Below are 26,377 nucleotides of genomic sequence, written 5' to 3'. Positions count from 1 at the left end.
TGAGATCCACCCCTAGGTAGCCACAAGCGAACTGCGGCAGCGTTGCTTCAGTTCCTCCAGGCAGGAGAGGGCGAGTGGCGATGCAGTGCGCTGACCACCGCCCTTGGATCGCTCTCCGGACGGCTCCGCTGGCGTGGCCTTTGGTGTGCGCGACGGTGCGGTCGTTGCCTCGGCGCGGGCCGCCCACAGGGTGAACTCGCCCTGACAGGCACGTTTGATCAAACCCATCAGGTAGGCGACGGGTTTTCGGATCTCACCGCGTGCGCAGCGCACCGCCGCTTCATTGATCACCGCTTGTTGCTGTTCCGGCTCGAGCTGGCGCATTGCCTGGGAGGCCATGCGCCGCTCGGTCGGGGTCAGCGGTAAATCCTCTGGCCACCGGGCTCGTCCGAACTCCACCTGCGCCAGTACTGTACTTTTTTTGCTCTGGTCTTTCTGTACTGTACGGCCGGCGTCGGCATTCCGAATCACAGCCGAAACCGGTGCATTGCCGCAGGGTTCGGAATCGGTGGCCGAGGCGTGAGCATTCCGAACGGGGGGGCGCAGACCAGGTTCGGAATGTTGCGCCTGCGCGTCTTCGGCTATCAGCGGCAGCGTTTGCTGCTGTGTCGGCGGCAGTGAGCCCAGTTTGTCCTTGTCGTCCTGGGCGACGTGCGGGTCAGCTTGAATTTCGGTCAGCACACGCTGCGTCACATCACGCACCCCCTTGGTGGCATGGCTGAGGTTCTGTTGCAGCAGCCCCGCGTAACCGCTGTCCAGCTCGAGCTGCTCGGCCGCTGTCAACGGATCGCCGTGCAGTACGTAGACGCAGCCACGCAGACAGCCCCAGGCGTCGCGCGAGCGATCGACCAGGCTGAGCCAGCGGGTCGTACGCAGGACGTTCAGTGCGCGGGCGATGGTCTCGCGCGACGCCTGGGTACCACAAGGGCTGGTCGCCAGGTAGGGCTGCAGGTCCTGGTAGCGCGGTGTTCTGACCTGGCGCTCGGTGATCAGCCAGTACAGGACCTGCCAGGTGTTGCGCTCCAGCGGGGTTAGACGGCGGTCGAGGAGCAGTGCTTGCGGCAACGGATTGTTGTCGCCGTAGTAGATTGTGCGCAGCGCGGGTTCCGCCGCCGCCGCTTGCTGGGCCTGGGCAGCTTGGCACTCATTTCGGCGTCGAAGAGCGTCGTAGCACTGGCGCACCACGTCCTGCCAGTCCACTTCGAAGAAGCTCAGCATGGTGGGTCTCCGTACAGTTCGACCTGTTGCCAGACCAGCGTCAGGCTGATGTGCTGTTCCTCGGCCAGCATCATCATGGTGTCCAGCGGATCGTTATCCGGATCTTCCTTTCGCAGTTGGGTCCAACGGTTCCACACGGCGTGCTCCTGAGCTTCACTGAGCTGGACCGGCCGGCCGCGGTGGGTTTCGATCTTGAGCACACGTCGGCGTAGCGCCGTTTCCGAATGGTCCAGGCCGAAGTAGCGGTACATGATGGTCGAGCTCGCGCCGAGCTTGAGCGCCCGATTGATCAAGCGTTCGTTCTGCTCGTCACGCTCGGCCTGAACGATCAGGCGGCGCAGCACGGTGATATCGACCTTGACTTCGACCCAGGCAATCGATGAATGCGCCAGGTGGGACAGTGTGGTAGGTGGTAGCGATTGCAGGACCTCGATGTCCTCGTCGGCCAGGCCCAGCGCTTTGCAGCGCTGCAGACGGCCATGACGCAGCTCATGCAGCACCTGGTTCAACATGGCATGGTTCAACAGATTGAAAGTCGTACTCATGAGGCGGCTCCTCACTTAACGCGTGGACGACAGCGTCAGTTTGATCAACTGCCGGGCGTGGCGGATCAAGGCGTACAGCTGCTCCAACTGGGTATCAGGTAGTCGTTCTAGACCCACGGTCAGGGCCGGGCGTTCGGGCAAGGGCAGGTCGTAGGCGCCAATCAGCAGTTGGCCAAACAGCGCGGCCGGCAGCTGCTGGCGTTGCTGCCAGGTCACGTCGTCCTGCAGGCGCAGCAGGGCCGAGAGCACTAGCTGAATGCCGGTGTGTCTAGGGCTCAGCTGCTCGCCATGTTCAATGGCCAGGGTGAAACCCAAGCCCTCTGCGTGTGTTTTGACCATGGCACTGGCATCGGCATATGCGGCCAGGTCAGCCGCCAGGGCAGCACAACGCTCACGTAAGGCGTAGATGTCATCCTGTACTGATGCGAGAGGTGAGGTGGAGCCATGCGAGGACTCGCCGACCTCAAGAGCGTTTGGCCGCCTAGCAGCAAGCGGGTCGCCTTCACTCAGCGCCTCGCGGATATTGGGAAGGCGTGGAGCCTTGGCTGCCGAGGTGTTGTTCGCGCTGCTCAGCGGCTCAGGTGCGGGCAATTGATGCGCCGTTTCTGCTTCATCTTCGATGGCCGGTGGCTGGGGGAAGGCTTCGCCTGGTGAGCATTGCGGGAGAGGCTGAAGCGCGTCTGAGGGCGGCGGTGAGCGACGCGTTTCCTGGTGTATTTCCAAGGTGAGCAGGCGGGGGGTCTGCTTCAACTGTACCGCCATCTTGGCAACCAGTTCATCCTGCAGCTCACTCCAATTCAGCTCGGGCTTATCACTGTCGAACGCCGACAGCACTTCGAACCACAGCAGCGTGAATTGTTGAACGCCCCCCAAGTACTGATTCCAGATCGACTCCGCTCGGCTCCGCAGGTTGATGACCCGGACGATGGTGGGCTTGCCAAGACCTGCATACAACGCCTGTGGGATGACCGGAAGCAGGTGCTCGAGCGTGTCGAACATGCGGCTGATGTGCGATTGTGAAATCGGGTAGCCACCCTTGCTCAAGCGTGCAGAAAGTTCACGCTGACTGAGGGGGACATCGGGCTCCTGCAACATCTCCTTAAGTTTCGCCACCGCGAGTGCTCGTTCAATGAATGTGAGCTGGCCATGCAGGTCACTCTCGGCCAAGTGCCCGATCAAGGCATGCGACTCGGACTGCCAAGGGCGGAACAGGCAGTGGATGTGAAAGAATCGCTCCTCGCGGGTTTCCTGCCAGAGTTCGCCGAGGATGCTTAAGCGCGTGTTGCCGCCGTTGCGGATGATGAAGTGCGGCTCACCCGGGCGACGAGTTATCGCGGGGGGCTGATCCAGTCCGCGCTCACGGATCGAGGCTTTGATTTCGTCATACAGCGGGTTGCGGACCACCCGCGGATTGAGTTCGTACGGGCGCAGTTGTTCGAGGCTGACCACCAGCGGTGTGTCCCCGAGGGGCATGGGCGTGGTGTCGCGACCCTGTTTCTGCGGAAAATGCGCTTGCTGCAATTGACGCGTGATGTCTTCGGAAGACGGCGACTTCATCACAGAGCCTCCCATCAGCCGTGACGGCTGAGTCGACGGCCAACCACTGACGCTTGGCCGGGCGCATGCGCGCCCGATTTGGTAAGTCGCTGCGCCCACTGCGGGAGCAACTCGACGGCCAGTGCGCGCATGACCGCTGCGGCGCAAGGGCCGCGGCTGCCGGAGGATGGTCTGGGTTCGACGCGGTGCACGGGTAGTCCCAGCGAGGCGGCATTGGGGTAGGCCACACGGTCTGGAATCACCGTGGTGCAGACGCTGACGTGAGCGTCACCCACGAAGGACGCCTGCAGGCTATGCATGATCAAGCGCGTGTCACGGCGATTGGCGTTGACCTGGTTGAGCAACAGCTTCACCGACGGCAAGGTGACGCCCAGACAGCGGTAGGGCTCCAACTCTTCGAACAGCCCCAGGGTGCCACGTCGCAGCTCGCGTGCGGGGAGCATTTCTGGGGGGACCGGGCACAGGGCACAGTCGGACGCGAGGATAACCATCTCCACGACGACACTGCGCGCGCCTTGGGTATCGATGATCAGCACATCGTAGAGATCCTCGAAAGCCGACAGCAGGTTGCGCAGGCGCAGGCGACCATCGGCCGCATGCAGCAGCAGGGTGCTGATGTGCCCGGCGCGGTCATTGGACACGATCAGGTCCAAGTGCGGGATGACGGTGGTGGAAATGACCTGTTCAGGTGCCGTGAGTCGTTGCGCGATGAGTTCGTAGCTGCCGGCCTCACGGGATTCGCGCAGGGCATAGTAGCTGGACAGAGTCGGCTGGCTGTCCAGGTCCAGCAGCAGGACGCGAAGGCCCGCATCGGCGAGCACACCGCCCAGGTTGGCGGCGACGGTAGTTTTGCCTGCGCCACCCTTGGTCGAGATCAGCGAGAGGACGTCCATGACGTTACTCCCTGACCGAGAGTCGATCCTGGACCCACTGCTCGATTTCCAGTGAGTCCCAACCGACGGCGCGGGTGCCAATGCGCCGGCATTGTGGGAACAGCCCGGCTTTCATCAGGTTGTAGATGTGCGAACGCTTGAAGCCGGTTTTCTGTTCCACCTCATCGCGGCGCATGATGTGGCGGTCGGCAGACAGTGGGGCAGGGCTGCTCGGTTGCATGATGTCACTCCTTAGCACCATGTGGTGCGCAGTGGGATGTGACAGTCAGTGAAGGCTCGTTGGAGTGGAAAATCATTGCCAGGCAATGGCAACAATTGCCTGGCAATGGCGCACTAACCCTGTGTGGCTTGGGTTAAAAGACGCCTAGCCTCTGCAAATTTCCGATCAAGGGTACGTTTGCTGAGGCCCGGTATTCCTGGGAATTGGGAGGTAATGGCGTCTACCACTGCGGATTGGTTTTTGTAGATTGATTGTATTTGGCCGTGTTGCGATTTCCCTACAATGACAGCTAACAGTGAACCAATTATCCTATAATAGAGAAAAGGCTCAGATGGCGTGCTTGATGGTTTTGTTTTGATCGCTAGGTCTGAATTTTGTTGACCTTTTATGGATGTTTTTTTGACCAGTTCCTCATAGTCGCGGGAAACTTTTTTCAGCTCGCGCTCAGCGGCCTCCAAGTGGGCCGTCAGTGTTAGATAGGTTGCGAGGCTGATGCATTGAGTGTGGTCATTTTTAAAGAGAAAACCTGGTTTTTCATCTGGGTAGTAGCGTGCAATCCAGACCCGAAGATCAGAATGGCGGATGGTTAAAAAGGCTCGCTCAATCCGGTCGTGTGCCTCTACTGGGTGACCTAAGTAAGTAGCTGGCAGCTCGTGACAATCAATTGCATCGAATATACGTTCTGCATACAAGTGCAAAGACGGCCACTGGGGGAAATACTTGAGTAACTCAGCTGGGTGGGACAAAGCAATTGGTAGGATCTCGGCTTCGTAACCGGCAAGACCGCACCAAAGAATCGCAGCATCAATGGGGTGGTAGGAGCTTCTTGTCAGGGTCATGGCCAGCCTCCTGCTAAAAACTCGTCCTAGGTTTCTCAACGATAGGGAAGCGCTGTCTAGGGTGCCGCTTTGGATCCAATACTGATGACATTGTCGCATTGGATTAGTTCTCTCGGTACGTGGTCACCTTAGGCGTGGGGGCCGGAAGGTCAGCTCTTGTCCGAAAAAATGGCTGTCTGACTTACGCTAGAGAGGTTTGAAGGGTTGCACCGCAAGATGGACGTGTGCAATCCTTGTCGGGCGCCGCATATCGGCGCCGGGTGTGAGAACCCGAATTGATACCAGCGGGTCGCGTTATGGCGATCCGTAGGGCAGGCGTTCGCGTCTGGCCGGTCTGGTATCAGCCGGTTTCTCACCCCTGCGGGTCGCCGCCATCCACTCTCTGGCGTCGGCAAAGTCGAAACGAACCCGGGGGAGGAAGGACATGGACTGTCATGATCAGGCTAAGCCAAGTATCTACGCCGAAACGGCGTACAAGCTCATTCTTGCTGGCGTGAATAAATTCCAATCTGAGGAAGATCAGCGGCTATTACTCGACTCGCTCTTGTGTCAGTGTGCGGTCTTTGCCCGTTTACTGGCCGGTGAGCACGCATTTCAAGAGTTGTTGATCCGGTTGCGCGATTTTGAGTTTGACGTTGAGTTTGAAGGGCTTTCTTTTCGTAAACATTGAAAATACTGCGAGCGCTTATCTGCAAGCGTGGATTGACGTCACTCTTAAAAGTGAGAGGTCAATATGTCGGCTCGGTTTGTGGTGATTCCAGCACTACCTCTCAAGGGCGAAACGTTCGCTCGGCACGGTCGTGGAAGTGCTGTTGGAGTAGGGTATGACCTGTACGATACGCAAAATAAACTTCGCCTGGTTCTAAGTTTTTCGACACGGGCTGAGGCTGAATTGGAGTGTGCATGTCGTAACCGTGGTCGAGATGCAAATGCAGATGATATTTACGGAAGAACGTGAGCTGAGGCAAATTTTGCAAGCGTCATTAAACTGTAGGGGATGCAGCGCTGTGAATCATTATCAGCCTGTGTGTGTAACGAACGCTGCATTTTTTCGTAGTCGGTCCATGTAGTCCGTCCATTGTTGGGCGGCCTCTCGGCGCTGTGGCAGCAGTTGGGCGCGAATGATGGTGCGCACGCGTTCAGGCGGCCTGTTAATTTGTAAAGGAGCGGTTTGGGCATGGGCCTCGATTTCTCGGCGTTGAATGTGGGCGCCATGTTCCTCAGCGGATCGGCGCAGGGGCTGACCACCAAGATTTGGTAGTGGAAGGTGGCCATGCGGTCGCGGTGCGCCCGTAGCGCGCAAGAACCAGGACAAGCTCTGGTTCGGAGGCGACTCACGCCTGAAAAAGCGGCTTTTTGATGTCAAGACATTGCTCATCGCGGGAACCGGCAGACTTGTTCGGAGTTTCACTACTGCTCGGGTGGAACCGATACTCGCCAGCCTGGGCTGTTTTAGAGAGCCTAAAGGCTTGCTAGTGGGACACAGAGGCATGGCAGTTCTGTGTCCTCTTGCGCAGCAATATCCTCATGCCAAACGGGTGTGATGGGCTCCGTCTACCGGTAATACTATGCCATTGACGAAGGAACCCGCCTCGCTAGCGAGCATGATCACCGGGCCAATCAATTCGTCGAGTTGGCCCAGGCGTCGTGATGGCATCGAGCGTATGGCTGCCTGTCCCTTTTCGCTGGCGAAAAAAGGCTGGCTCATTTCAGTTTCGAACCAGCCGGGTGCAATGGCATTGACCCGGATCCCATAGCGCATCAAGTCATTGGCCAGCGTCCGGGTCAACTGTATGACGGCGCCCTTGGAGGCGGCATAGGCACTGTACCCGGGCAGGGCGCCTAGGCCGAGTATCGAGGCGATGTTAACGATCGCCCCCGGCTGCTTGGCCTCGGCAAGCCGGCGCGCGGCTTCCTGAGATACGCGCCAGATTCCCTTGAAATTGGTGTCCAGCACAGCATCCATGGAGGCCTCGTCGGTCTCCAGGAAGGGCGCAGGGGAAGCGATGCCGGCATTGTTGATAATGATGTCGCACACGCCGACCTCTGATGCCGCAGCGTCAAATGCCTCACGCACGCTATCACTGGAGGTCACATCCATGGCAACAGCGATGGCTTTACCGCCGCTGTTGTTGATGTCGTGCACCAGCGCCTCGATCCGGTCGATCCGGCGAGCCGATGCCACGATCGTGGCGCCAGCCTGCGCCAGGCCGTGGGCGAGACAATAACCAATGCCACTCGAAGCGCCGGTAACCAGAGCAACTTTACCAGCCAGCGAAAAACGTTCATTAACCATCGTAACTTCTCCAAACCACGGAAATTTCAATTCCCAGGGGCAATGAGGTCCAACCCCATCTGCGAGAGGGGCCGAGCCAGTTCACCCGTTTCGTGAGCCCGCGTATTGGAAGCATTACCTTCAAGGGCTCGTTTCTTCACGCCTTGGGCGATCGCGGCAAGCCGGAAAAAACTGAACGCTAGGTAGAAGTTCCAGTTTTCGATCTTTTCCAGTCCCATGCGCGCGCAATAGTCGGCGACATAGGTTTCTTCGTCTGGTATGCCTAATGCCTGGCGGTCGAGGCCACCCAACCCTCGGATTAGGCCGTCATTTGGCATGCGCCACTGCATGCATTGATACGCCAGGTCGGCGAAGGGATGCCCGAGAGTGGACAGTTCCCAGTCGACTACAGCGAGGATGCGTGGTTCGGTAGGATGGAACAGGAAGTTGTCCAGGCGATAGTCGCCATGGACCAGACTGACACGCCCGTCGTCTGGCGGCAGCAACATCGGTAGCCGGTCGATGAGCTGATTCATCGCCGGGTTGGTCTCGGTTTCGCTGGCCTGGTACTGCTGGGTCCAGCGCGCGATCTGCCGCTCGAAGTAGTTACCGGCTCGACCATAATCGCCGAGGCCGATGGCTTCGACGTCCAGGCGGTGCATCGCTGCCAGCACGCGGTTCATTTCTTTGTAGTAGGCAGTGCGTTGGCCTTGTTCGATCTCCGGCAGTGCGGGGTCCCAGAAAATCCGCCCCTCCACGAACGACATGAGGTAGAAGTCGCTGCCGATGATGCTGGCATCTTCGCAGAGGTGGTACGGGTGGGCTACCGGAACCTCGGTGTTGCGCAGGGCTTGCATGACGCGAAACTCACGGTCGATCGCGTGAGCGGACTTCAGCAGTGCGCCCCGTGGTTTGCTGCGTAACACATAATCAGCCCCGCCAGCGCGGAGCCGGTATGTCGGGTTCGACTGCCCGCCAGCGAATTTCTCCAGCACGACAGGCCCGTTGAAACCGGGCAGAACGGCTTCCAGGTAGGCGCCCAGGCGCTCGCTGTCGAGGTTTTCAATGTGGGTCATGGTAGTCGCTCCTTAAGCTGTGTAGCGTTTGATCACCGCTTTGCCCAATGAGGCCATGTGCACCTGATCGGGGCCATCGGCCAGGCGAATGGCCCGGGCATTAGCAAAGGCGCGCGGCAGGAAGCTGTCTTGGCACAGGCCCAGTGCACCGTGAGCCTGGATGGCGCGGTCAATGACCTGCTGCGCCATGGTTGGGGCAACGATCTTGATCATCGCGATGAGATCCCGCGCGTCCTTGTAGCTGGTGCGGTCCATCTTGTCGGCAGCCTTCAAGGTCAACAGGCGTGCCTGCTCGATATCGCACAGAGAACGCGCGATGTCCTCACGTATCGAACCTTGCTCGGAGAGCTTCTTGCCGAACGCCACCCGTTGCTCGACCCGGGCGCACATCAGCTCCAACGCACGTTGAGCGGACCCAATCAGGCGCATGCAATGATGAATCCGGCCTGGACCCAGTCGGCTTTGGGCAATTTCGAAGCCTTGTCCTTCGTCGCCGATCCGGTTGCCAACCGGGACGCGTACATTCTCGAACAGGATCTCGGCATGCCCGTGTGGGGCATCGTCGTCGCCGAATACGCGCAGGGGGCGCAGTAGCTTGAGGCCGGGGGTATCCATCGGCACGATGACCTGCGTCTGTTGGTAATGCGTCGGGGCATCGGGATCGGTCTTGCCCATCACGATCAGGAACGCACAGCGGGGATCGGGTGCGCCAGTGGTCCACCATTTGTGCCCGTTAATCACGTAGTCATCACCGTGCCGTTCGATGCGGCATTCGATGTTGGTGGCATCGGAGGAAGCAACCGCTGGTTCCGTCATGGCGAACGCTGAACGGATTTCACCGTTGAGCAGCGGCAGCAGCCACTGGCGTTTCTGCGCTTCGCTGCCATAGCGAGCCAGCAGTTCCATGTTGCCAGTATCTGGCGCATTGCAGTTGAACACTTCCGGGCCGATGAACGAGCGGCCCATGACCTCGGCTAGCGGCGCATATTCCAGGTTGGTCAGGTCTGAGCCGTAGTCGTCGAACTTTGCCAGAAACAGGTTCCACAGGCCTTCGCTCCGTGCACGCGCCTTGAGTTGCTCCATTACCGGAGGAATGACCCAACGGTTGTCGGAGCGCTCGATGAAATCATGGTATTCGTGCTCGGCTGGGTATACGTGATCTTCCATGAAACGCTCAAGCCGCCCGAGAAGGTCTCGAACTTTTGCGCTGTATTCAAAGTGCATGCTGTATTCCTCGATAGGACGCGGGGGTGTGTTGCGTAGACGGGGGTTGGAAGCGAGCAGGGTTCATGCGCCAGTGCATTACCGAACTCAATGCCCTTGCTTTGACGATTGGAAATCATGCTTGTCGGATGAAGGATGGGGGCAAGTCAGCATTAGATTGCCAATGCATCGCGCAGGGGTTTGAGCATGTCCGCGAAACTGGACATCAGGTAGACAGGCCAAGGGTAAAGGGGGCTGGTCTGCACGATTTGCTCTGCCGCATACAACGTGCCTGTGAGCAAAAACGTGACCGTGCCGATGAACGCAATTCGGCGCATGAATTTCTCCGAGTCCAGCGATCGGCTGGTTGCCGGTTTTTGTTGTAGGTGATTTGAAGTCTAAAGGCTCCGCGCGACAGATATTTAACAGAACACGCCAGAAAATGTGCAATTCATGAATTAGCGTTCGTGGTGTTGAAGCGCCGTGGGGCTTTCTTGTTATCGATTTTGCTGTGTGATGCGCACCTGAATCTCGGCCGCATGGCCGTTGTCAGGCATGCGCCAGCGGGTTTCTACTCGTCAGGGCGGTCAGCCTGCACACCAATAGGGGCAGCGACAGCACAACCGAAAGGGCATTGCCAACGAGCAATTCCACGAATTAGCATAACGGTGGTTGTCTTTAATTAGCGCCCGTTCCAGCAACAGCAGTAATCCGGTTGCCCTGTGTGCATTTCGCTCTTGGGATGCGCATCACCCAACTCATTTTCGAGAAATGCCATGTCTGATTACCAAGCCCCCCTGCGAGATATGCAATTCATCCTCAATGAAGTATTCGAGGCCAGTAAACTGTGGGGTCAGTTTCCTGCTCTGCACGACTTTATCGACTCGGAAACTGCCGAGGCGATCCTGAACGAGGCAGGCAAGCTTGCAGCCGAGGTACTGGCACCGCTGAATCGTCCCGGTGATGAGCAAGGTTGTCAGTGGAAAGACGGGCGGGTAACAACACCTCAAGGGTTTGTGGAAGCCTACAAGGCCTTTGCCGAGGGCGGATGGGGCGGAGTTGCAGGGGATGCCAGCCAGGGCGGGATGGGCATGCCGAAGATGCTCTCGACGCTGGTCGATGAAATCGTCAATGCCGCCAACCTGTCATTTGGTCTGTACCCCATGCTGACCGCTGGCGCCTGTATGGCAATCAATGCACACGCGAGCGAGACGCTGAAAGGTCAATATCTGTCGAAGATGTATAGCGGCGAGTGGGCAGGCACCATGTGCCTGACCGAACCGCATGCCGGAACCGACCTCGGCATTATCCGTACTCGCGCCGAGCCGCAAGCGGACGGTAGCTACGCAATAAGCGGCACCAAGATCTTCATTACCGGTGGTGAGCACGACCTGACCGAAAATATCGTGCACCTGGTATTGGCTCGGCTACCTGATGCCCCTGTCGGTCCCAAGGGTATCTCGCTGTTCCTGGTACCCAAGGTATTGAGCAATGACGACGGCACATTGGCCGAGAAGAACAGCCTGAGCTGCGGATCTCTCGAGCACAAGATGGGCATCAAGGCATCAGCGACCTGTGTGATGAACTTCGATGGTGCCCAGGGCTGGTTGGTCGGCGAGTCGAATAAAGGTCTGGCCGCAATGTTCACCATGATGAACTACGAGCGGCTGGGAGTGGGCGTCCAAGGGTTGGCTACCGGCGAGCGTTCTTATCAGAGTGCGATCAGCTATGCCCGTGATCGTGTCCAGGGACGGGCATCGAGTGGGGCTGTCGATGGGCAGCGGATTGCTGATCCGATTATCGTTCACGCCGATGTACGTCGCATGCTGCTCACCATGAAAGCCTTGAACGAAGGTGGGCGCGCTTTCTCCAGCTATGTCGCGATGCAACTGGACACGTCCAAGTACAGCGAAGACGCCGACGTACGCAAGCGCGCAGAAGAACTCGTCGCATTGCTGACGCCAGTCGCCAAGGCATTCCTGACCGATATGGGGTTGGAAGCCACGTTACACGGCCAACAGGTGTTTGGCGGGCATGGTTATATTCGTGAATGGGGTCAGGAACAATTGGTGCGTGACTGCCGTATCACCCAGATCTATGAGGGTACGAATGGTATTCAGGCGCTGGATCTGCTCGGCCGCAAGATTCTGGGAACGGGTGGCGCCGCCGCGCAAACCTTGATTGACGAGGTGCTAGATTTCATCCACTCGGCGCCACCGACGCTGGCCGAATTTACTGCGCCATTGAAAGCTTCGGTACTCAATCTTGAGGAATTGACGGCCTGGATCCTGGACCGCGCCAAGGGCGATCCTAACGAAGTGGGTGCAGCCTCGGTCGAGTATCTGCATGTCTTTGGATACACCGTCTATGCCTACATGTGGGCGCGAATGGCACATAGGGCGCTGCCCAAAGCAGGTCAAGACGACTTCTACGCAAGCAAACTGGGCACCGCGCGCTTCTACTTTGCTCGCCTGCTGCCTCGGATCCATTCATTGACAGCCGCCGTGAAAGCCGGGAGTGAGTCGCTGTATCTTCTGGAAAGCACGCAGTTCTGAGTAATGTTGCCAGGCAGCATTACTCGGCAGGGCCGTTGTAGTTTTTTCGACCTCGGAGTAAACGCGGTTGCCTGGCCAGCCCGGTTTTTCGTTGCCATTGGAGCGGGGTGAGGCCAAACCAGCGATGAAAGGCGCGACTGAAGCCGCTCGAGTCTGCATATCCCAGAAGCTTCGCCAGCCTGCTCATGCTGATGGCGGGATCCTTCAGGTAGTGCTGGGCTGATTCCTGGCGCACTTCGTCAAGAAGCTGCTGGAATGAAGTGCCCTCGGCGAAGAGTAGGCGTTGCAGCGACCGTGGATTCAGGACCATCCAACTGGCGGCCTTGTCCACTGTCGCACGGCCGCTGGGAAGCAGATGGCGGAGCAGTTGCTTGATGGATCCAGGGAGTGCCGCGCTGGACAACCGCTCCATCCGGCCTATGTGTGTTTCCAGCAGCTGGTGCAATGTTGTGTCCTTGGCATTCAGTGGTAACGACAGGACATCTCGTGGAAAGACCAGCCCTGTAAACGACGAGGAAAACATCGGAGGTGAGCCAAGGATGCTTCTGTAGTCCAGCTCGCTGCCAAGTGGTGCATGGGTAAAGGCCACATGATCAGGTTGCCATTCGTCACCGATCATCGCACGCAACAGTTTCAGGGCCACGGCGCACATCAGCTCTGCGGCCTGGAACTGCCCGGGGCCGTACTGCCGGGGCGTTGAAAACTCAAGGCAGACCTGATCACGTGCAGGTAGGAGCTGCATGCTGACCGCACCATTGAAGACTGCATAGTTGTCCTTGAGCTCCAGCAGTGCTTCGCCTACCGATTGGGTGCTGCCGACCAGGTAGAGCATGTCACCGAATACCGCTAGCCCTTGGTGCATCCCGAACCGTAAACCGAACAGCGCCTGCTCGGTATGTTGTGCGCACAGATCCAGCAACCCGCAGTAGCGTTGGTAGGCAAGGATCTGCTGGGGGAATTGTTCCACGTCCACAGGCAAAGCCACCAGCCGGAGCATTGCCGTCGGCCTGAGTCCTTCATCGCTGGCGAATTCGGTAAATTTGCTGAGCGCCAGCGCACGGATGAATGAGCCAGTGGTCGTGCTGCGCTCGCTGGCCGCGGCGGATGCTGCTTTCATGGTGGTGGCACCTCGTGGGTTTGCGGTGCGGCCAGTTGCCCTGTCCGATGATGTTGCCGCCATTTCTGCGGGCTGATGCCGTTCCAGCGGGTAAACGCGCGAGAAAAGGCGCCAAGGCTGGTGTAGCCAAGCAACGCGGAAAGCTGTGTCAGGTTCACGGTGGAGTCACAGAGATAACGCTTGGCCATGGCCTGCCGGGTATCATCCAGCAAAGCCTGGTAGTGGGTACCTTCGGCTTGCAGGTAACGCTGCAGAGTCCGCGGGCTGAGGGCAAGCTGCCCGGCTATCTGTTCAAGGCTGGCCTGCCCATCGCAAAGGTCGTGCCTCATTAGCCTTTGAACATGGGCGGGTAGCTCGCGCAGGGTGAGGTACGCAAGTTCGTCATAGTGGTTTTTCATCAACACCTGCAGGCCAGCATCACGCTCACCGAGCGCATGGGTCAGCAGGACATGATCGAATACCCAGGCATTGACCGCGCTATCGAAGCGCGGAGTGATATCCAACAAGGCTCGGTAAGTGTTCAGACGGGCGCCGGCGGCATGGCGAAGCAAAAGTTCCTGAGGTTTCCAGGCCCGTCCCAGAAGGCTCTCCATGATCTTGGTGCCAAGCGCCATGGCAAGCTCGACGGTCTGTCGGGTGACCGACACATTTGCATCTATCACGTCATAGAGCAACCAGGCTTGATTACCCCGTTGCTCGAGCCTTAGCTCTGCGCCGTTGCTGTGGGTAGGGAAGTAGCGGACCAATGCCTGCAACGCATCGCCGACTGTGTGGGCGCTGCTTATCACATAGTGCAGCGTGCCCAGCGCCGAAAGCCCTTGTTGCAAGCCAAGCTCTAAGCCGAACAGCGCATTGCCGGATCTGCGCGACGCCAGTTCCAGGAGTGCGGCAAAGCGCTCGCCGCTGAGCGGCAGGTCTGTCCGGCCTTCCATCACGCCTGCCTCTTCAAGCAGTGCGCGGGCGTCCATTCCCTGGCGGGTCGAGAACTCGTCAAAACCGAGCAGGGCGATGTCGAGGACGAAAGAAGTCATGTCGAAGGTTCTGGTCTGACAGTGCGCATGCAGTGCCTGAGGTAGTGATGGCTCATCGTAACAGCTGTCCACCACTCAGGAACATGGCTTTCCAGGGTGTCATGAAAAGCCTGTTTAGTGGCGCGATATGTGAAGCGCTCAAGCATATTGCCCGTCAGACTCGGAGAGGACGTACAAACAAAAACAAACTCTGCTGCGGCAAAAAGCCGATTACGGAGATCGTCATGTCTCGAGTGCTTATCGCCATTGTGTTCGTTGTGCTGGGTGCAGGGAGTGTCTACCTGTCGAGTGTGCGCGCTTCTGCGAGCCCGGCCATTACTCCTCACATTCACCCCGTTGCCGGAATCGGCGATATTTTTCGGCATTAGCGCAACAGGTTCATTGAATGTTGCCTTGACCAAAGCCTGTCTGCGTCATTCAGCGCCCATTGCGGCATCCGCCTTGCTCCTTTCCTCAATAACGCCTGCCTGCCTCAGTCGGTCTCGACTCGGGGCAGATGGGGGCGGAAGCATCGTCCGTCGAATTAAGGTAACGAGTGTTCCGTAATTGCACATATCGCTGTTATGCGTGCGCCAGGGGAGGGCATTTGAGTCGTCAGGTAGCACATATCAATTGTTATAAAAATAGTAACACATTGAAAATAAACATAAAAAAATAATGGCAGGCAAATTGCTGACTGTCATTGCGTGGTCGCCATCTGACCATGCTTTTGAAACAAACCCAGTCGTAAGTCCCGCCTCGAACGAGGCAGGTCGAACGGTCGCCAAGAGCTCGTGAGGAACCTCGCATGAAAGAAGTGATTCAGCGCCTTGATGTTGCAACCTCCATTGGCAGCAGAGGGCGGTCATTGGCCCTGGTGCTTGCGGCACTGGCCGCCTGCGGCGCAGTGCAGGCTGCGCAGAACGATGCTTCGCAATTGGGAACGAAACTGACGCCCTTGGGCGCTGAAGTTGCCGCCAGCGCCGATGGCGTGATTCCCGCCTGGGCGACGCCGGGCAAGCAGGACACAGGCTGGAGTTATGGGCAGGTGCGTGGGCAGTCCTGGAAGTTCAAGGACGACAAGCCACTCTATAGCATCACCGCAGCCAACGTGGCGCAGTACGCCAAGCAGCTTTCTCCAGGGCAGTTGGAGCTGTTCAAGAAAGTTCCCGATTACCGCATGGATGTCTACCCGACCCGACGCACCTGTGGTGCACCGGACTTCGTCGTCGACAATACGCGCAAGAATGTCGGTTTCGCCACGCTCGACGCCGACGGGCTCGCGCTGCAGGACGCTCATGTTCCAGGCATTCCGTTCCCCATGCCGACCACAGGCGCCGAGGTCATGTGGAACATGAAGATGCGCTATCGCGGCGTAGGCTTCGACATGGCCAAGACGGTGTCCGGCATTTCACCGCGTCCCGGTGGCGGGAGCTGGTTGCAGACCTCAACCGACTGGTTCATGTACACGCCGTGGGGGCAGAAGGGCAGTGCGCTGTTCTCCTCGTTCGATCGGCTCGAGGTGGCCACCTACTTCTCCTACAACGAGCCAGCTGCACTGGCTGGCCAGGCCGGAGTGGTCACGACCAAGGCAGGCGAGCAGGCGAGCACCTTCTACTACTTCCCCGGCCAGCGTCGGGTGCGTCGCATGCCGTCCTATTCCTATGACTCGCCGCAGATCGGTCTGGACAACCAGTACACCATCGACGAGTCGAACATTTTCTTCGGCCCGATGGACCGCTTCGACTGGAAGCTGGTCGGCAAGCAGGAGCTTCTGGTGCCCTACAACTCGTTCGGTGCTTATGACGCATCCGCCCGTATCGAGGATGTTGCGCAGCAGAACGCCTTTGCGCCGCAGTATCGCCGCTATGAGCTGCACCGGGTCTGGGTCGTTGAGGCGACCGTGCGCCAGGGTATGCGCCACCAGGCACCCAAGCGTGTGTTCTATATCGACGAGGACAGCTGGAACGGCCTGGTTGCGGTTGACTATGACAAGCAAGGGCAAATCTGGAAGGTCCGCGAGGGCTACGCCATCCCTGTCTACGAGACCGGCACCTGCGACATGGAAGCTCAGGTCCAGTACAACCTGGCGGACGGTCGCTACCTCTACGACATGACCTCCATCGGCGTCGGCAAGAAAGACCATCGCTGGCTCACCGAGGATGCCGGCAACCCCCGTCTGAAGCGTGACTTCTACACCTCGGACAACCTGCGTGCCATCAGCGAACGTTGAACTTACCCACTTCGAGCGCCGCCATGAAAACAACAATCACAAAAGCTTCAGGCCTTGCTATTGCGTGCATGACTCCCCTGGCAATGGGGTTCACTTTCGAGACCGAGTCCATCAGGGGCTCATTCGATTCGACGATTTCCTACGGCATGGGTATCCGCACCGAGTCCCAGGGATGCAATCTGATCAACCAGGGCGCGAGCGGGCATCACCCGCCTAGCGGCTGCCTGGCGCAGAGCTCAGGCATCGGCGACCAGGGGGACCTAAACTACGATAAAGGTGACCTATTCACTCATTACCTCAAGGGTACCCATGAACTGCTGCTGAAGCTGCCAGAAGATTTCACCTTCATGGCTCGTGGCAGCTGGATCCGCGATTTCGCAGCTACCGACACCAGCGGCGCAATGTCGTTCTACACCCCTGATGGTGTAGGCAAGGACGGGTTGACCAGCGCCGCCCGTGATGACCTGGTATTCAAGGCGCGCCTGCTCGACCTGTGGGTGAGCAAAGGCTTTGATGTCGGCGAGCAGCGGGTCCGCGCCCGCTTGGGTAACCAGGTGATCAACTGGGGCGAGAGCCTGTTCGTGCAAGGCGGTATCAACAACACCAACGCCTACGACATTCAGGCGCTCTCGCGCCCCGGCGTGCAACTGAAGGAAGCGGTGCTCCCAGCACCAATGCTGAGCCTTGCATCGGGCCTCGGTAACGGGTTCAACATCGAGGCCTATTACCAGTTCGCCTGGAACAAAAGCGAGGTGCCACCGGTCGGCAGCTACTGGTCCTATACCTCGGCGCTTGGCAGTGGGATGAAGAGCTACGGGTTCGACGACAAGGACGCCCGCGACAGCGGGCAATGGGGCGTTTCGCTACGTTGGCAGCCACAGGACAGCGACCTGAACGTCGGCCTGTACGTGCTGCGCTACCACGACAAGCTACCCTCATTGACGATGCGCCTGCTGGATCCGGACACCTTCGCCTTGGCGCAGAAGTGGGAGTATCCGGAAGACCGTATGCTGTACGGTATCAGCGCGAACATGCCGATCGGCGACTGGGCGGTGGGTACCGAGTTGTCCTACCGGCCCAAGGACGCGGTGCCGCTCAACCCGGTGCTGGATTTGTGCAGCAACAATGGCGGTAAGTGCTGGAAGGACGAGAAGAAGTTCCAGTGGCACCTCACCGGGCTTTACAGCATGACGCCGTCCAATTCGCCCACGCTGCTCGATTTCACCGGCGCCAGCACCGGCACGTTGCTGACCGAGCTGGTGGTCATCAAGTACCCGGGGCTGCACCGCAGCTATGACGGCGAGATTATCGCCGCCGGCGGCAATACCTGGCAGCTGGACCCTGCGACGGCGCCAAAGGCTCGGGGTGACAAGACCTCATCGGGGATCAACCTGGACTTCAGCCTTACCTACGATGGCACATTGGTTCCAGGCTGGCAGGTGACGCCAGGGATCTTCTATTCGCGTTCCCTCGGTGGACGAACGCCCAACCTCTCGGCGACATTCACCGAAGACGCCAGCAGCATGAACCTCTACCTCAACTTCGTGCGTAACCCGGCCAGTTGGCAGGTGTCGTTCAACTACGCCAAGTTCATGGGAGGCGACACGCCCTATGACCAGCTGTTCCGTGATCGCGACTACGTAGGTGTCGTCGTTTCGCGCACTCTGTGAGGCCTGCCGTGAACATGTCTATCAAGATCAAGGAAACACCGCCGCGTGGCCTGTTGGCAAGCGGCGAAGCCTGGTTGTTCGGGCATCGTGGCTGGGTGCTGGCGATGCTCGCGTTGTTCACCCTGGGCATGGCGTGGTTCGCCGTGCAACTGCGCATGGACGCTGGCTTCGAGAAGCAGTTGCCGATCGGTCATGAATACGTCGAGACATTCAAGCAATACCGCAGCGACCTGCTCGGCGCGAACCGTCTCACCATCGTGGTCAAGGCGCGCAACGGCACCATTTGGAGCGAAGCGGGCTTACGGCGGTTGGCCGATGTGACCCAGGCAGTCACGTTCCTGCCCAGCGTTTCGCGCAGCAGTGTGCGCTCCCTCTGGACGCCGAACGCCTTCGTCAACGAAATCACGGAGGAGGGCTTTCGTGCCGATCCGTTGGTGCCAGGAACGGTGACCCCCGAGCGGCTGGATGCCAACATCATTGGCCGCATCGCTGACTCCACCGCCCAGGGTGGGTTCATCGGCACTCTGGTTTCCAGAGACCAGACCAGCGCGATGATCTCTGCCGAGCTCAACGAGTACGATGCCAATGGGCAACGCCTGGACTATGTGGCCTACAACCGGGTGCTGGAGCAACAGTTACGACAGCCGTTCGAGGATGCTGATTTCGAGATCCAGCTGATCGGTTTCGCCAAGCAGATTGGCGATATCGCCGATGGCGCGGCGGCGGTGCTGGAGTTCTGCGTGCTGGCCTTGTTGCTGACTGCGGCGGCGGTGTACTGGTACTGCCACTCGCTGCGCTTCACGCTGCTGGCGCTGGGTTGCTCGTTGACCTCGCTGGTCTGGCAGTTCGGTAGTTTGCGCCTGCTGGGCTACGGTCTCGATCCGCTGGCGGTGTTGGTGCCGTTCCTGGTGTTCGCCATTGGCGTTTCCCATGGTGTGCAGCAGATCAACTATATCGTCCGTGAGATCGCCGATGGCAAGCCCGCTGCGCAGGCAGCCCGCTCCAGCTTCCGCGGGCTGCTGGTACCCGGCACCTTGGCACTGGTTACCGCCTTGGTGTCCTTCGTCACCCTGCTGCTGATCCCGATCCCGATGGTCCGGGAACTGGCCATCACCGCCTCTCTCGGCGTCGCCTACAAGATCGTCACCAACCTGGTGATGCTGCCGTTGGTGGCTTCGATGCTGAAAGTCGATGCACGCTATGCCGCCGCCGAGGAAGTGTCGCGCCAAAGGCGGTCGCGCTGGCTGGAGGGTTTGGCGAGGCTGGCGGACTGGCGCAATGCCCGCTGGGTGCTGGTGGTGGCTGTGGCCGTGTTCATCATGGCCGTGTGGCAAAGCCATGACCGTGTGGTCGGTTCGCTTCAGGCTGGGGCGCCCGAGCTGCGGGAGGATTCACGCTTCAATCGCGATGCGGTGGCCATCGCCGGCAACTATGATATCGGCCTTGACTGGTTGAGCGTGGTCTTCGAGGTTCGGCCTGGTTCTGATGGCAGCGACAACGCTTGCGAGGATATCGCGCTGGGGCAATACCAGGACCGCTTCGTCTGGGCCATGGAAGGGGTACCTGGGGTGCTCTCGGTGGCGTCGTTCTCATCGGCGATGCGCCAGTTCAACGAGGGCTACAACGAAGGTAATCCGAAAATGAGCGCGGTGCCCATCGACCCGATGAACTATTCGTCGCTGGCCGCCGAAGTCGGGCGCCTGCCCGGCCTGATGCGCACCGATTGCAGCATGACCGCGGTACACCTGTACCTGGCTGACCACAAGGCCACCACCATTTCTCGGGTGATCGATGCCGTGAAAACTTTCCGCACCGCCTACCCACAGGAAGGCATTGCCGTGCGGCTGGCGTCAGGTAATGCCGGGGTGATCGCAGCGGTCAATGAGGAGGTCGAGAAGAGTGAGACGCCGATGCTGCTCTATGTCTATGCCGCGATCGCCTTCTTGGTGTTCATCGTCTACCGCGACCTCAGGGCCGTGCTGGTGTGCTGTTTGCCGCTGACCCTCGGCACCTTCATCGGTTACTGGTTCATGAAGGAGCTGCAGATCGGCCTGACCATCGCCACTCTGCCGGTGATGGTTCTGGCGGTGGGCATCGGTGTCGACTACGCGTTCTATATCTACAACCGCATCCAGTTGCACCAGGCCCACGGCCAGCCCATCGCCACCGCGGTAGCCTGCGCCCTGCGCGAAGTTGGGATCGCGACCATCTTCACCGCGCTCACGCTCGCGGTCGGCGTTGCCACCTGGTCGTTTTCCGAACTCAAGTTCCAGGCTGACATGGGCAAGCTGCTGGCCTTTATGTTCATGGTCAACATGGTCATGGCCATGACGGTGCTGCCTGCGTTCGCCGTCTGGCTGGAACGGGTGTTCCCACGCAAGCGCCCGGTGCGCATGGTCGGCGCGCTGACCCATTGAGGAGAATGACATGCACTACCTGAAACGGGTCATGGGCATCGCGCTGCTTACGGCCATGCCAGTGGTCGCACCTTGGGCCGCGGGACTGGAAGCAGTGCCGGTGGCACCAGCCAATAATGCCGCGCAGGCCATGATGCTGGCTGCGGGCAAAGCGGGGGAGCGGGTGGTGGCCGTTGGTGATCATGGCATCGTGCTGCTTTCCGACGACCAGGGGCGCAGTTACCGGCAGGCCCACGGCGTACCCTTGTCGAGCATGTTGACCAGTGTCAGCTTCGTCGATGTCAGCAACGGTTGGGCCGTTGGCCACTGGGGTGCGATCCTGGCCAGCGAAGATGGCGGAGAAACCTGGACGGTGCAGCGTATCGACAGCAATGTCGACCGCCCGCTGTTCGCTGTGCATTTCTTTGATCGCCAACAAGGCGTGGCGGTAGGGTTGTGGTCGCTGATACTCACAACCGACGACGGCGGGCGCACCTGGACTGAACGCACCTTGCAACCCCAGCCTGGTGCTAGTCGCGCCGACCTCAACTTGTTGAGCCTGTTCAGCGATGGGCAGGGGGTCGTCTATGCCACCGCCGAGCATGGCAAGTTGCTGCGCTCGGATGACCGGGGCAAGACCTGGCGTTACCTGGACACCGGCTACCAGGGCTCGCTGTGGAGTGGTGCCGTGCTGCCGGATGGTAGTCTGCTGGTAGGCGGGCAACGGGGTACCTTGTTGCGCGGCACGCCGGACGCACGTGAATGGCAGCGCATACCGCTGAACAGCCGTAGCTCGATTACCGCCATACAGGCAGAGGGCAAACACGTACTGGTGGCAGGCCTTGACGGCCTACTGGTGAACAGCCAGGACGGCGGCGCTACCTTCGACGAGAGGCGCAGCGGCGATGGTGTTTCGCTGACCGCTGCACTCATGCGGGGTGACGGCCAGCCGTTATTGTTTTCCCGCCATGGCGTGAGCGCGCCGCCCTCAGATCAAAACCCTCGCTGAGCCTACCCGGTCGCACCGTCCTCAAGGGTGCGGCCGCGCTTATCCAAGCCTGCAGATACCGTTCCATAGTTGATGATGAAAGCGTTTAAAAAACAACATAACAGTTGTTGCGTTAAATTGGGCACAGCAGTAGAGTCTGACAAAACAACAACAAATTTCGGAGGCAAACCATGTCCGAGCCCCGCACCAATGTTGACAAGTTCCGCCTTCTCGGCGGTTGGGTTGAACAACCGGACGACTTGCAGCCGGAACTTGAGGGAGACATCAATGCCGATGTGATCATCATCGGCGCGGGTTTCGCCGGGCTGTCCACTGCTTTGGAACTCACCGCGCTCGGAGCCAGCGTGGTGGTCCTCGAACAGGCATTTGCAGGGTTCGGCGCCAGCGGTCGCAATGCCGGCTACCTTGCCGGCAGCATGGGTGTCGAGTTCGAACTGTTCCACAAGCGCCTCGGCGTGGATCAGGCGAGGAAGGTCGTGTCCTTCTACGATGAAGGTGTGGCTTACGTAGAACGACGGCTGGATGAACTGGCCATTGATTGCGATTATCTCCCCAGCGGTGTTATCCGTGCGGTGATCCACCCCTCCCAGGAAAAAAGGCTACGCCACAGCATGGCGCTGGGCCAGGAGCTGGGTTCGGTCACACGCTTCGTGGATCAAGACGAAATGCGCGCTCGCGGTATCCCGCCTGCGTTCCTTTTCGGTTGTGTTCAGCACGGTGGCACGCTCGATCCCGGTAAATATGTAATGGGCTTGCGTCGGGCCGCTTTGCAGGCGGGTGTTCGCTTGTTCGAACAGACCAAGCTGCTGTCTTACAGTGACGGCCCACGCATTACCTGCCGAACCGAGAAAGGTTCGGCGAGCGCGCCGATCATGGTCCTGGCCACCAATGCCTACACCCCGCAACTGGGTTTGCTGCGCGACAAGGTCACGCCGCTGCGGGTCTCGGCCATCGAGACGCAGCCGCTGTCCGCTGCACAACTGAAGTCCTTGGGTTGGCAGGGGCGGGAAGGCATCGTGACACCTCACTGGACCATGGAGAGTCACCGCCTGACCGCGCGCAACACCCTCCTGATAACCACTAAGCAATTGGGATACGCCTATGGATCGCAGACCCCGAACGAACCGGATCGGGCGGCCTACGCCGCTTTGAGGCAAGCCCTGGACGACCGTTTCCCGTCATTGCGCGAGGTGACGATCGACAAGTGCTGGAGCGGCTATATCAGCCTGGCTTACGACGCCTTGCCGGTGGTGGGCGAAACCGGGCCGCACAGCAATATCTACTACACGGCGGGTTGCTCGGGACATGGCGTTGGCACCCAATCGCTGATCGGCTTCCTGCTGGCGGAGCGCATTGGGGGCATCGAGCAACCCTTGCTCACGGCGCTGCGCCACAAGACCCCCTCGACGCTTCCCGAACCTTTGCAGTGGTGCGCGGTGAAGGCCGCCCTGGCGGGTGTAAACCTGCTCGACAACGCCCTGAACCGTCGGGCGCGAGCGTCGTAACTGTGCTAAGGCGCTGTCCCCTCGTGGCGCAGCGCCAGGCCGATCAATCTGTCCACCCCGGAGATGCAATGAACAACTATACGAATGAGGCCGTGCGTTTCACCGCGTGGGCTTCGATCATCGGCGGACTGTTCGCCTACCTCAATGTCGGTTTCATGCTCATGGTCACTCAGGGTGACATGGCCGTGACATTGCAGGGAGCGACCATGCTGACCCTGCCGGCTGAGGCCAGGCAGTACTTCAGGTTGTCGATGTTCGCCGACATCCTGGGGTTCTATCTGCCACTGTTGGCGCTGGGGGCTTATTTCTGGCGTGAATTTCGCGATGAGGCGGGAGCGCTCGGGGACATGGCCCTGCTGGCCATCACCACCTATGTGGTGCTTGGCGTGACAGGTGCAAGTCTGCAGCTTTCGGTGCTCAACCCGCTGGCCCAATTGCACTTGGCGGGCAGCGAGGCCCTGCGAGCTGGCGCCGAGGCAGCATGGACGACTATCGCTGTGGGTAGCCAGCGCGGGCTGTGGTGGTGCGAAGGCCCCGTGGTCCTGTTCTGGGGAGTCGTCGTGGGGCGGCACTTGAAGAATGCCGGGTGGGGCAGCTCGGTCCTGCTGCCGCTGAAGGTGGTGGGCTGGTGCTTCGGCTTGTATTTCATTTCCGGCTTTTTTGCAGCCCTGGATCCATTGACCAATGCCTTGCTGGTACTCGTGGTGCTGATCTTCCCGTTCTGGATGGTGTTGTTCGGGTTGCAGTTACGACGCCGTGCACTGCGCCTGCCACTGGGCGCCTGAACGACAACGCTCCATCCCTTGCTTGCTGGACCTGAAGCGCCACGCAGTGGCGCAGCACAATCGAATAACAATAGCGTGAGGCTCCTTTTATGGCTGAAAAGCCTACCTCCAATTCATTGGATCTCAAGCGCCGGCAGTTGCTGAAGTTCGCTGGCGCCACCGCGGCCGTTAGTGGCCTCGGTCTGCATGTCGGGCTGACCAGAGCTGCAGAACCTGTGGCGGCTGCGCATGGCGACGATGAGGGCATCCTGGATGTCGCCATCATTGGCGCCGGCATGGCTGGACTCACGGCGGCCCGCGACCTGCTGAACGCGGGGTGCCACTCATTCCAGGTGCTGGAAGCCCGTGAGCGGGTCGGCGGTCGGGTGCTCAATTACGACCTGGGCTCGGGCTACATCTCCGAGGTGGGGGGGCAGTGGATCGGGCCAGGCCAGACAGCGGTCGCCGATCTGGCCCGTGAGCTTCAGGTAGAGACGTTCCCCACCTACTACCAGGGGAAGACCGTGGTCCTTGGAGGGGAAGGGCGACTGGAGATCGACTTGCAAGGCACCTTTGGCACCGATGAGCGTATCGGCGCCAAGCTCAGCGAGCTCTCCAGGTTGGTGCCGTCCGGTAAACCATGGACTTCCTCCAAGGTCGACGAACTGGACAAGCTCTCGGCAGGCGACTGGCTCGCGCAACAAGATATCAAGCCTGAGGACAGGTCTGGCTGGGATACCAGCTTGATGCTCACCTGTGGTGTGGCCCCGGCGAAGATGAGTCTGCTGCACTTTCTGTCGATGATCAATTCGGCAAGCTGCGACTACATGAAGCTGGACTCGATCAAGGATAGCGCCCAGGGCACGCGCTTCGTTGGCGGCTCGCAGATACTGTGCACCCGTATGGCCGAGCAGTTGGGCGACCGCCTGCGTCTAGCCTGCCCGGTGCGTGCGATTAGCGAGTGGGACCGCGAGATCGTCACGCTGCACACTGACCAAGGGTTGATACGCGCCCGCCGGGTCATTGTCGCGATCCATCCGGCGCTGTGCAACCAGGTACGCTTCGAACCCGCGCTGCCGCAAGGGCGCGCGGCGTTGCAGCGTGCCTGGCCGGCACATAGCCCCGCGCGCAAGACGGCCATGGTCTACAAGCGACCGTTCTGGCGCGAAAAGGGCTTGAATGGCCACACCATGCAGGTTAAAGGGCCGCTGCTATGGGCTTGGGACAACTCCCCACCCAATGGCGAAATCGGTGTGATCAACGCATTTGTCGTCAATGCCATGTTGCCTTCCGAGCACCAGGCCGCGCAGCAAGTGCTGACAGAAATTTACGCCCGTTCCTTGGGCGAGGAAGCCTTGCAGCCGGTCGCCTACCACGATCATGACTGGGGATTGGCTGATCCCTGGAGCCTCACCTGTGTGTCCGCGATCCCGCCCGGTTTCTGGAGCGTGCATGGCGAGTCGTTGCGTCCACCCTGCGGCAACCTCATCTGGTCGGGTACTGAAACCGCCGATATCTGGGCAGGGTACATGGATGGCGCTGTGCGCTCAGGTCATCAAAGTGCGCTGCAGGCACTTGCCTCGCTGCATCGGGCATAGGGGACAACGATGAAAAAGAAAATTTTGTGGGGCACCGCGGTGTTGATGGTGGCTCTGCTGGCGTTGTTCGGCCGTGACCTGCTGGGCTTCTACCACCTCGTCACCTATATCGACAGCACTACCCAGGCCTATGAAGCGGACGGACCTTGGCCCCAGACGGCTGATACCTGCTACGGCTGCCATGGGCAGCGCGGGAGTTCGCAGCACCAGCGTTATCCCAGCCTGGCAGGGCAGCCCGCCGATTACCTGAAGGCGCAGTTGCACGGCTTTGCCAATGGCACCCGTCATTTTCCGAACATGCAGCCACTGGCAATGAGCCTGAGTGACGCTGAAATTGACAAGCTGGCCAACTATTACGCTCGCCAGACGCCCATGGATAACCACAGCTTCCAGCCTGATCCCGGCCTGCGCCAACAAGGCGAGAAACTGGTCAAGACGGGCGCGTGTGCTGCATGCCATGGCGAGACCCTGATGGGCCAGGGCGCATTTCCGCGACTGGCAGGCCAAGGTGCCGACTACCTGTTGGTACAACTGGACGCCTTTGCCCTGGGCAGTCGGGTCGATCCTACCGGCTCGATGAAAGCAGTTACCCAGACCCTCTCGGCACAAGACCGCAAAGCGCTGGCGCATTACCTTGCCGCCTTGGCGGCCACCCCGAAATAAAGCCTTCAGACCTACAAGAAAGAGACCTGAG

23 protein-coding genes are annotated in these 26,377 nt (G+C 59.7%); 11 read left to right on the top strand and 12 right to left on the bottom strand.

Features of this window, described 5'->3' with window-relative positions; all coding sequences use genetic code 11:
• Nucleotides 1–12 precede the first annotated feature (12 nt).
• From CCOS191_RS16405 to CCOS191_RS27510, 6 genes are all read right to left on the bottom strand, one after another.
• Complete coding sequence (locus tag CCOS191_RS16405; RefSeq protein ID WP_046856128.1) at nt 13–1,218, bottom strand: STY4528 family pathogenicity island replication protein; 1,206 nt, start codon at nt 1,216–1,218, stop codon at nt 13–15.
• On the bottom strand, nt 1,212–1,763 hold the full coding sequence (locus CCOS191_RS16400; RefSeq protein WP_046856127.1) for a DUF2857 domain-containing protein: 552 nt from the start codon (nt 1,761–1,763) through the stop codon (nt 1,212–1,214). The genes CCOS191_RS16405 and CCOS191_RS16400 overlap by 7 nt, the downstream gene beginning before the upstream one ends.
• 15 nt (nt 1,764–1,778) lie before the next feature.
• The gene (locus tag CCOS191_RS16395; RefSeq protein WP_046856126.1) at nt 1,779–3,320 is read right to left on the bottom strand and encodes a ParB family protein; all 1,542 of its coding nucleotides are present in this window, start codon (nt 3,318–3,320) and stop codon (nt 1,779–1,781) included.
• Between the two features lie 14 nt (nt 3,321–3,334).
• Nucleotides 3,335–4,213, bottom strand: coding sequence for a ParA family protein (locus CCOS191_RS16390; RefSeq protein ID WP_046856125.1), 879 nt, complete (start codon nt 4,211–4,213; stop codon nt 3,335–3,337).
• 4 nt (nt 4,214–4,217) lie between these two features.
• A complete protein-coding gene (locus tag CCOS191_RS16385) occupies nt 4,218–4,433 on the bottom strand; it encodes an AlpA family transcriptional regulator (RefSeq protein ID WP_046856124.1) in 216 nt (71 codons plus the stop codon).
• Nucleotides 4,434–4,546: 113 nt separating this feature from the next.
• Complete coding sequence (locus CCOS191_RS27510) at nt 4,547–5,272, bottom strand: hypothetical protein (protein WP_082120446.1); 726 nt, start codon at nt 5,270–5,272, stop codon at nt 4,547–4,549.
• A gap of 424 nt (nt 5,273–5,696) precedes the next feature.
• On the opposite strand from CCOS191_RS27510, the gene CCOS191_RS16380 reads away from it, so the two are divergent.
• Nucleotides 5,697–5,942 (top strand): hypothetical protein, encoded by a 246-nt coding sequence (locus CCOS191_RS16380; RefSeq protein ID WP_046856123.1) that lies wholly within the window; start codon nt 5,697–5,699, stop codon nt 5,940–5,942.
• A gap of 63 nt (nt 5,943–6,005) precedes the next feature.
• Entirely contained in the window at nt 6,006–6,230 is a 225-nt protein-coding gene (locus CCOS191_RS28455) for a hypothetical protein (RefSeq protein WP_082120445.1), read from the top strand.
• A 567-nt stretch (nt 6,231–6,797) separates the two neighbouring features.
• Here the strand turns inward: CCOS191_RS28455 and CCOS191_RS16375 are convergent.
• The 4 genes from CCOS191_RS16375 to CCOS191_RS28010 all read right to left on the bottom strand — a co-directional run bounded on the left by CCOS191_RS16375 (nt 6,798) and on the right by CCOS191_RS28010 (nt 10,164).
• Nucleotides 6,798–7,568: an SDR family NAD(P)-dependent oxidoreductase gene (locus CCOS191_RS16375; RefSeq protein ID WP_046856122.1), complete on the bottom strand. Its 771-nt coding sequence runs from the start codon at nt 7,566–7,568 to the stop codon at nt 6,798–6,800.
• A 26-nt stretch (nt 7,569–7,594) separates the two neighbouring features.
• Nucleotides 7,595–8,623, bottom strand: coding sequence for a phosphotransferase (locus tag CCOS191_RS16370; RefSeq protein ID WP_046856121.1), 1,029 nt, complete (start codon nt 8,621–8,623; stop codon nt 7,595–7,597).
• A 12-nt stretch (nt 8,624–8,635) separates the two neighbouring features.
• Entirely contained in the window at nt 8,636–9,847 is a 1,212-nt protein-coding gene (locus CCOS191_RS16365) for an acyl-CoA dehydrogenase family protein (protein WP_046856120.1), read from the bottom strand.
• A 152-nt stretch (nt 9,848–9,999) separates the two neighbouring features.
• Complete coding sequence (locus CCOS191_RS28010; RefSeq protein WP_156177624.1) at nt 10,000–10,164, bottom strand: hypothetical protein; 165 nt, start codon at nt 10,162–10,164, stop codon at nt 10,000–10,002.
• Nucleotides 10,165–10,602: 438 nt separating this feature from the next.
• On the opposite strand from CCOS191_RS28010, the gene CCOS191_RS16360 reads away from it, so the two are divergent.
• On the top strand, nt 10,603–12,381 hold the full coding sequence (locus CCOS191_RS16360) for an acyl-CoA dehydrogenase C-terminal domain-containing protein (RefSeq protein WP_046856119.1): 1,779 nt from the start codon (nt 10,603–10,605) through the stop codon (nt 12,379–12,381).
• Between the two features lie 19 nt (nt 12,382–12,400).
• Here the strand turns inward: CCOS191_RS16360 and CCOS191_RS16355 are convergent, their stop codons facing one another.
• A complete protein-coding gene (locus CCOS191_RS16355) occupies nt 12,401–13,498 on the bottom strand; it encodes an AraC family transcriptional regulator (RefSeq protein WP_046856118.1) in 1,098 nt (365 codons plus the stop codon).
• Nucleotides 13,495–14,529, bottom strand: a complete 1,035-nt coding sequence (locus CCOS191_RS16350) for an AraC family transcriptional regulator (RefSeq protein ID WP_046856117.1) — start codon at nt 14,527–14,529, stop codon at nt 13,495–13,497. Before CCOS191_RS16350 ends, CCOS191_RS16355 begins: the two co-directional genes overlap by 4 nt.
• A gap of 787 nt (nt 14,530–15,316) precedes the next feature.
• Between CCOS191_RS16350 and CCOS191_RS16345 the strand changes: the two genes are divergently transcribed.
• The 8 genes from CCOS191_RS16345 to CCOS191_RS16310 all read left to right on the top strand — a co-directional run bounded on the left by CCOS191_RS16345 (nt 15,317) and on the right by CCOS191_RS16310 (nt 26,346).
• The gene (locus tag CCOS191_RS16345) at nt 15,317–16,741 is read left to right on the top strand and encodes a DUF1329 domain-containing protein (protein ID WP_046856116.1); all 1,425 of its coding nucleotides are present in this window, start codon (nt 15,317–15,319) and stop codon (nt 16,739–16,741) included.
• Between the two features lie 23 nt (nt 16,742–16,764).
• Nucleotides 16,765–18,411 (top strand): DUF1302 domain-containing protein, encoded by a 1,647-nt coding sequence (locus CCOS191_RS16340; RefSeq protein ID WP_331711938.1) that lies wholly within the window; start codon nt 16,765–16,767, stop codon nt 18,409–18,411.
• A gap of 14 nt (nt 18,412–18,425) precedes the next feature.
• Nucleotides 18,426–20,828 carry an efflux RND transporter permease subunit gene (locus tag CCOS191_RS16335; RefSeq protein ID WP_231867444.1) on the top strand — a complete coding sequence of 801 codons (2,403 nt, stop codon included), beginning with the start codon at nt 18,426–18,428 and terminating at the stop codon, nt 20,826–20,828.
• Between the two features lie 10 nt (nt 20,829–20,838).
• Nucleotides 20,839–21,816: a WD40/YVTN/BNR-like repeat-containing protein gene (locus tag CCOS191_RS16330; RefSeq protein ID WP_046856113.1), complete on the top strand. Its 978-nt coding sequence runs from the start codon at nt 20,839–20,841 to the stop codon at nt 21,814–21,816.
• A 170-nt stretch (nt 21,817–21,986) separates the two neighbouring features.
• Nucleotides 21,987–23,321: an NAD(P)/FAD-dependent oxidoreductase gene (locus CCOS191_RS16325; RefSeq protein ID WP_046856112.1), complete on the top strand. Its 1,335-nt coding sequence runs from the start codon at nt 21,987–21,989 to the stop codon at nt 23,319–23,321.
• A 23-nt stretch (nt 23,322–23,344) separates the two neighbouring features.
• Nucleotides 23,345–24,106, top strand: coding sequence for a hypothetical protein (locus tag CCOS191_RS16320; protein WP_231867443.1), 762 nt, complete (start codon nt 23,345–23,347; stop codon nt 24,104–24,106).
• An 89-nt stretch (nt 24,107–24,195) separates the two neighbouring features.
• The gene (locus CCOS191_RS16315; RefSeq protein WP_046856110.1) at nt 24,196–25,683 is read left to right on the top strand and encodes a flavin monoamine oxidase family protein; all 1,488 of its coding nucleotides are present in this window, start codon (nt 24,196–24,198) and stop codon (nt 25,681–25,683) included.
• Nucleotides 25,684–25,692: 9 nt separating this feature from the next.
• Nucleotides 25,693–26,346, top strand: coding sequence for a c-type cytochrome (locus CCOS191_RS16310; protein ID WP_046856109.1), 654 nt, complete (start codon nt 25,693–25,695; stop codon nt 26,344–26,346).
• Nucleotides 26,347–26,377: the final 31 nt, after the last annotated feature.

The organism is Pseudomonas sp. CCOS 191 (genome assembly GCF_001007005.1).
GTDB classification, from domain to species: Bacteria; Pseudomonadota; Gammaproteobacteria; order Pseudomonadales; family Pseudomonadaceae; genus Aquipseudomonas; species Aquipseudomonas soli.
The sequence above is the reverse complement of the archived record's forward strand: the minus strand, read 5'-3'. Positions and strand labels throughout refer to the sequence as shown.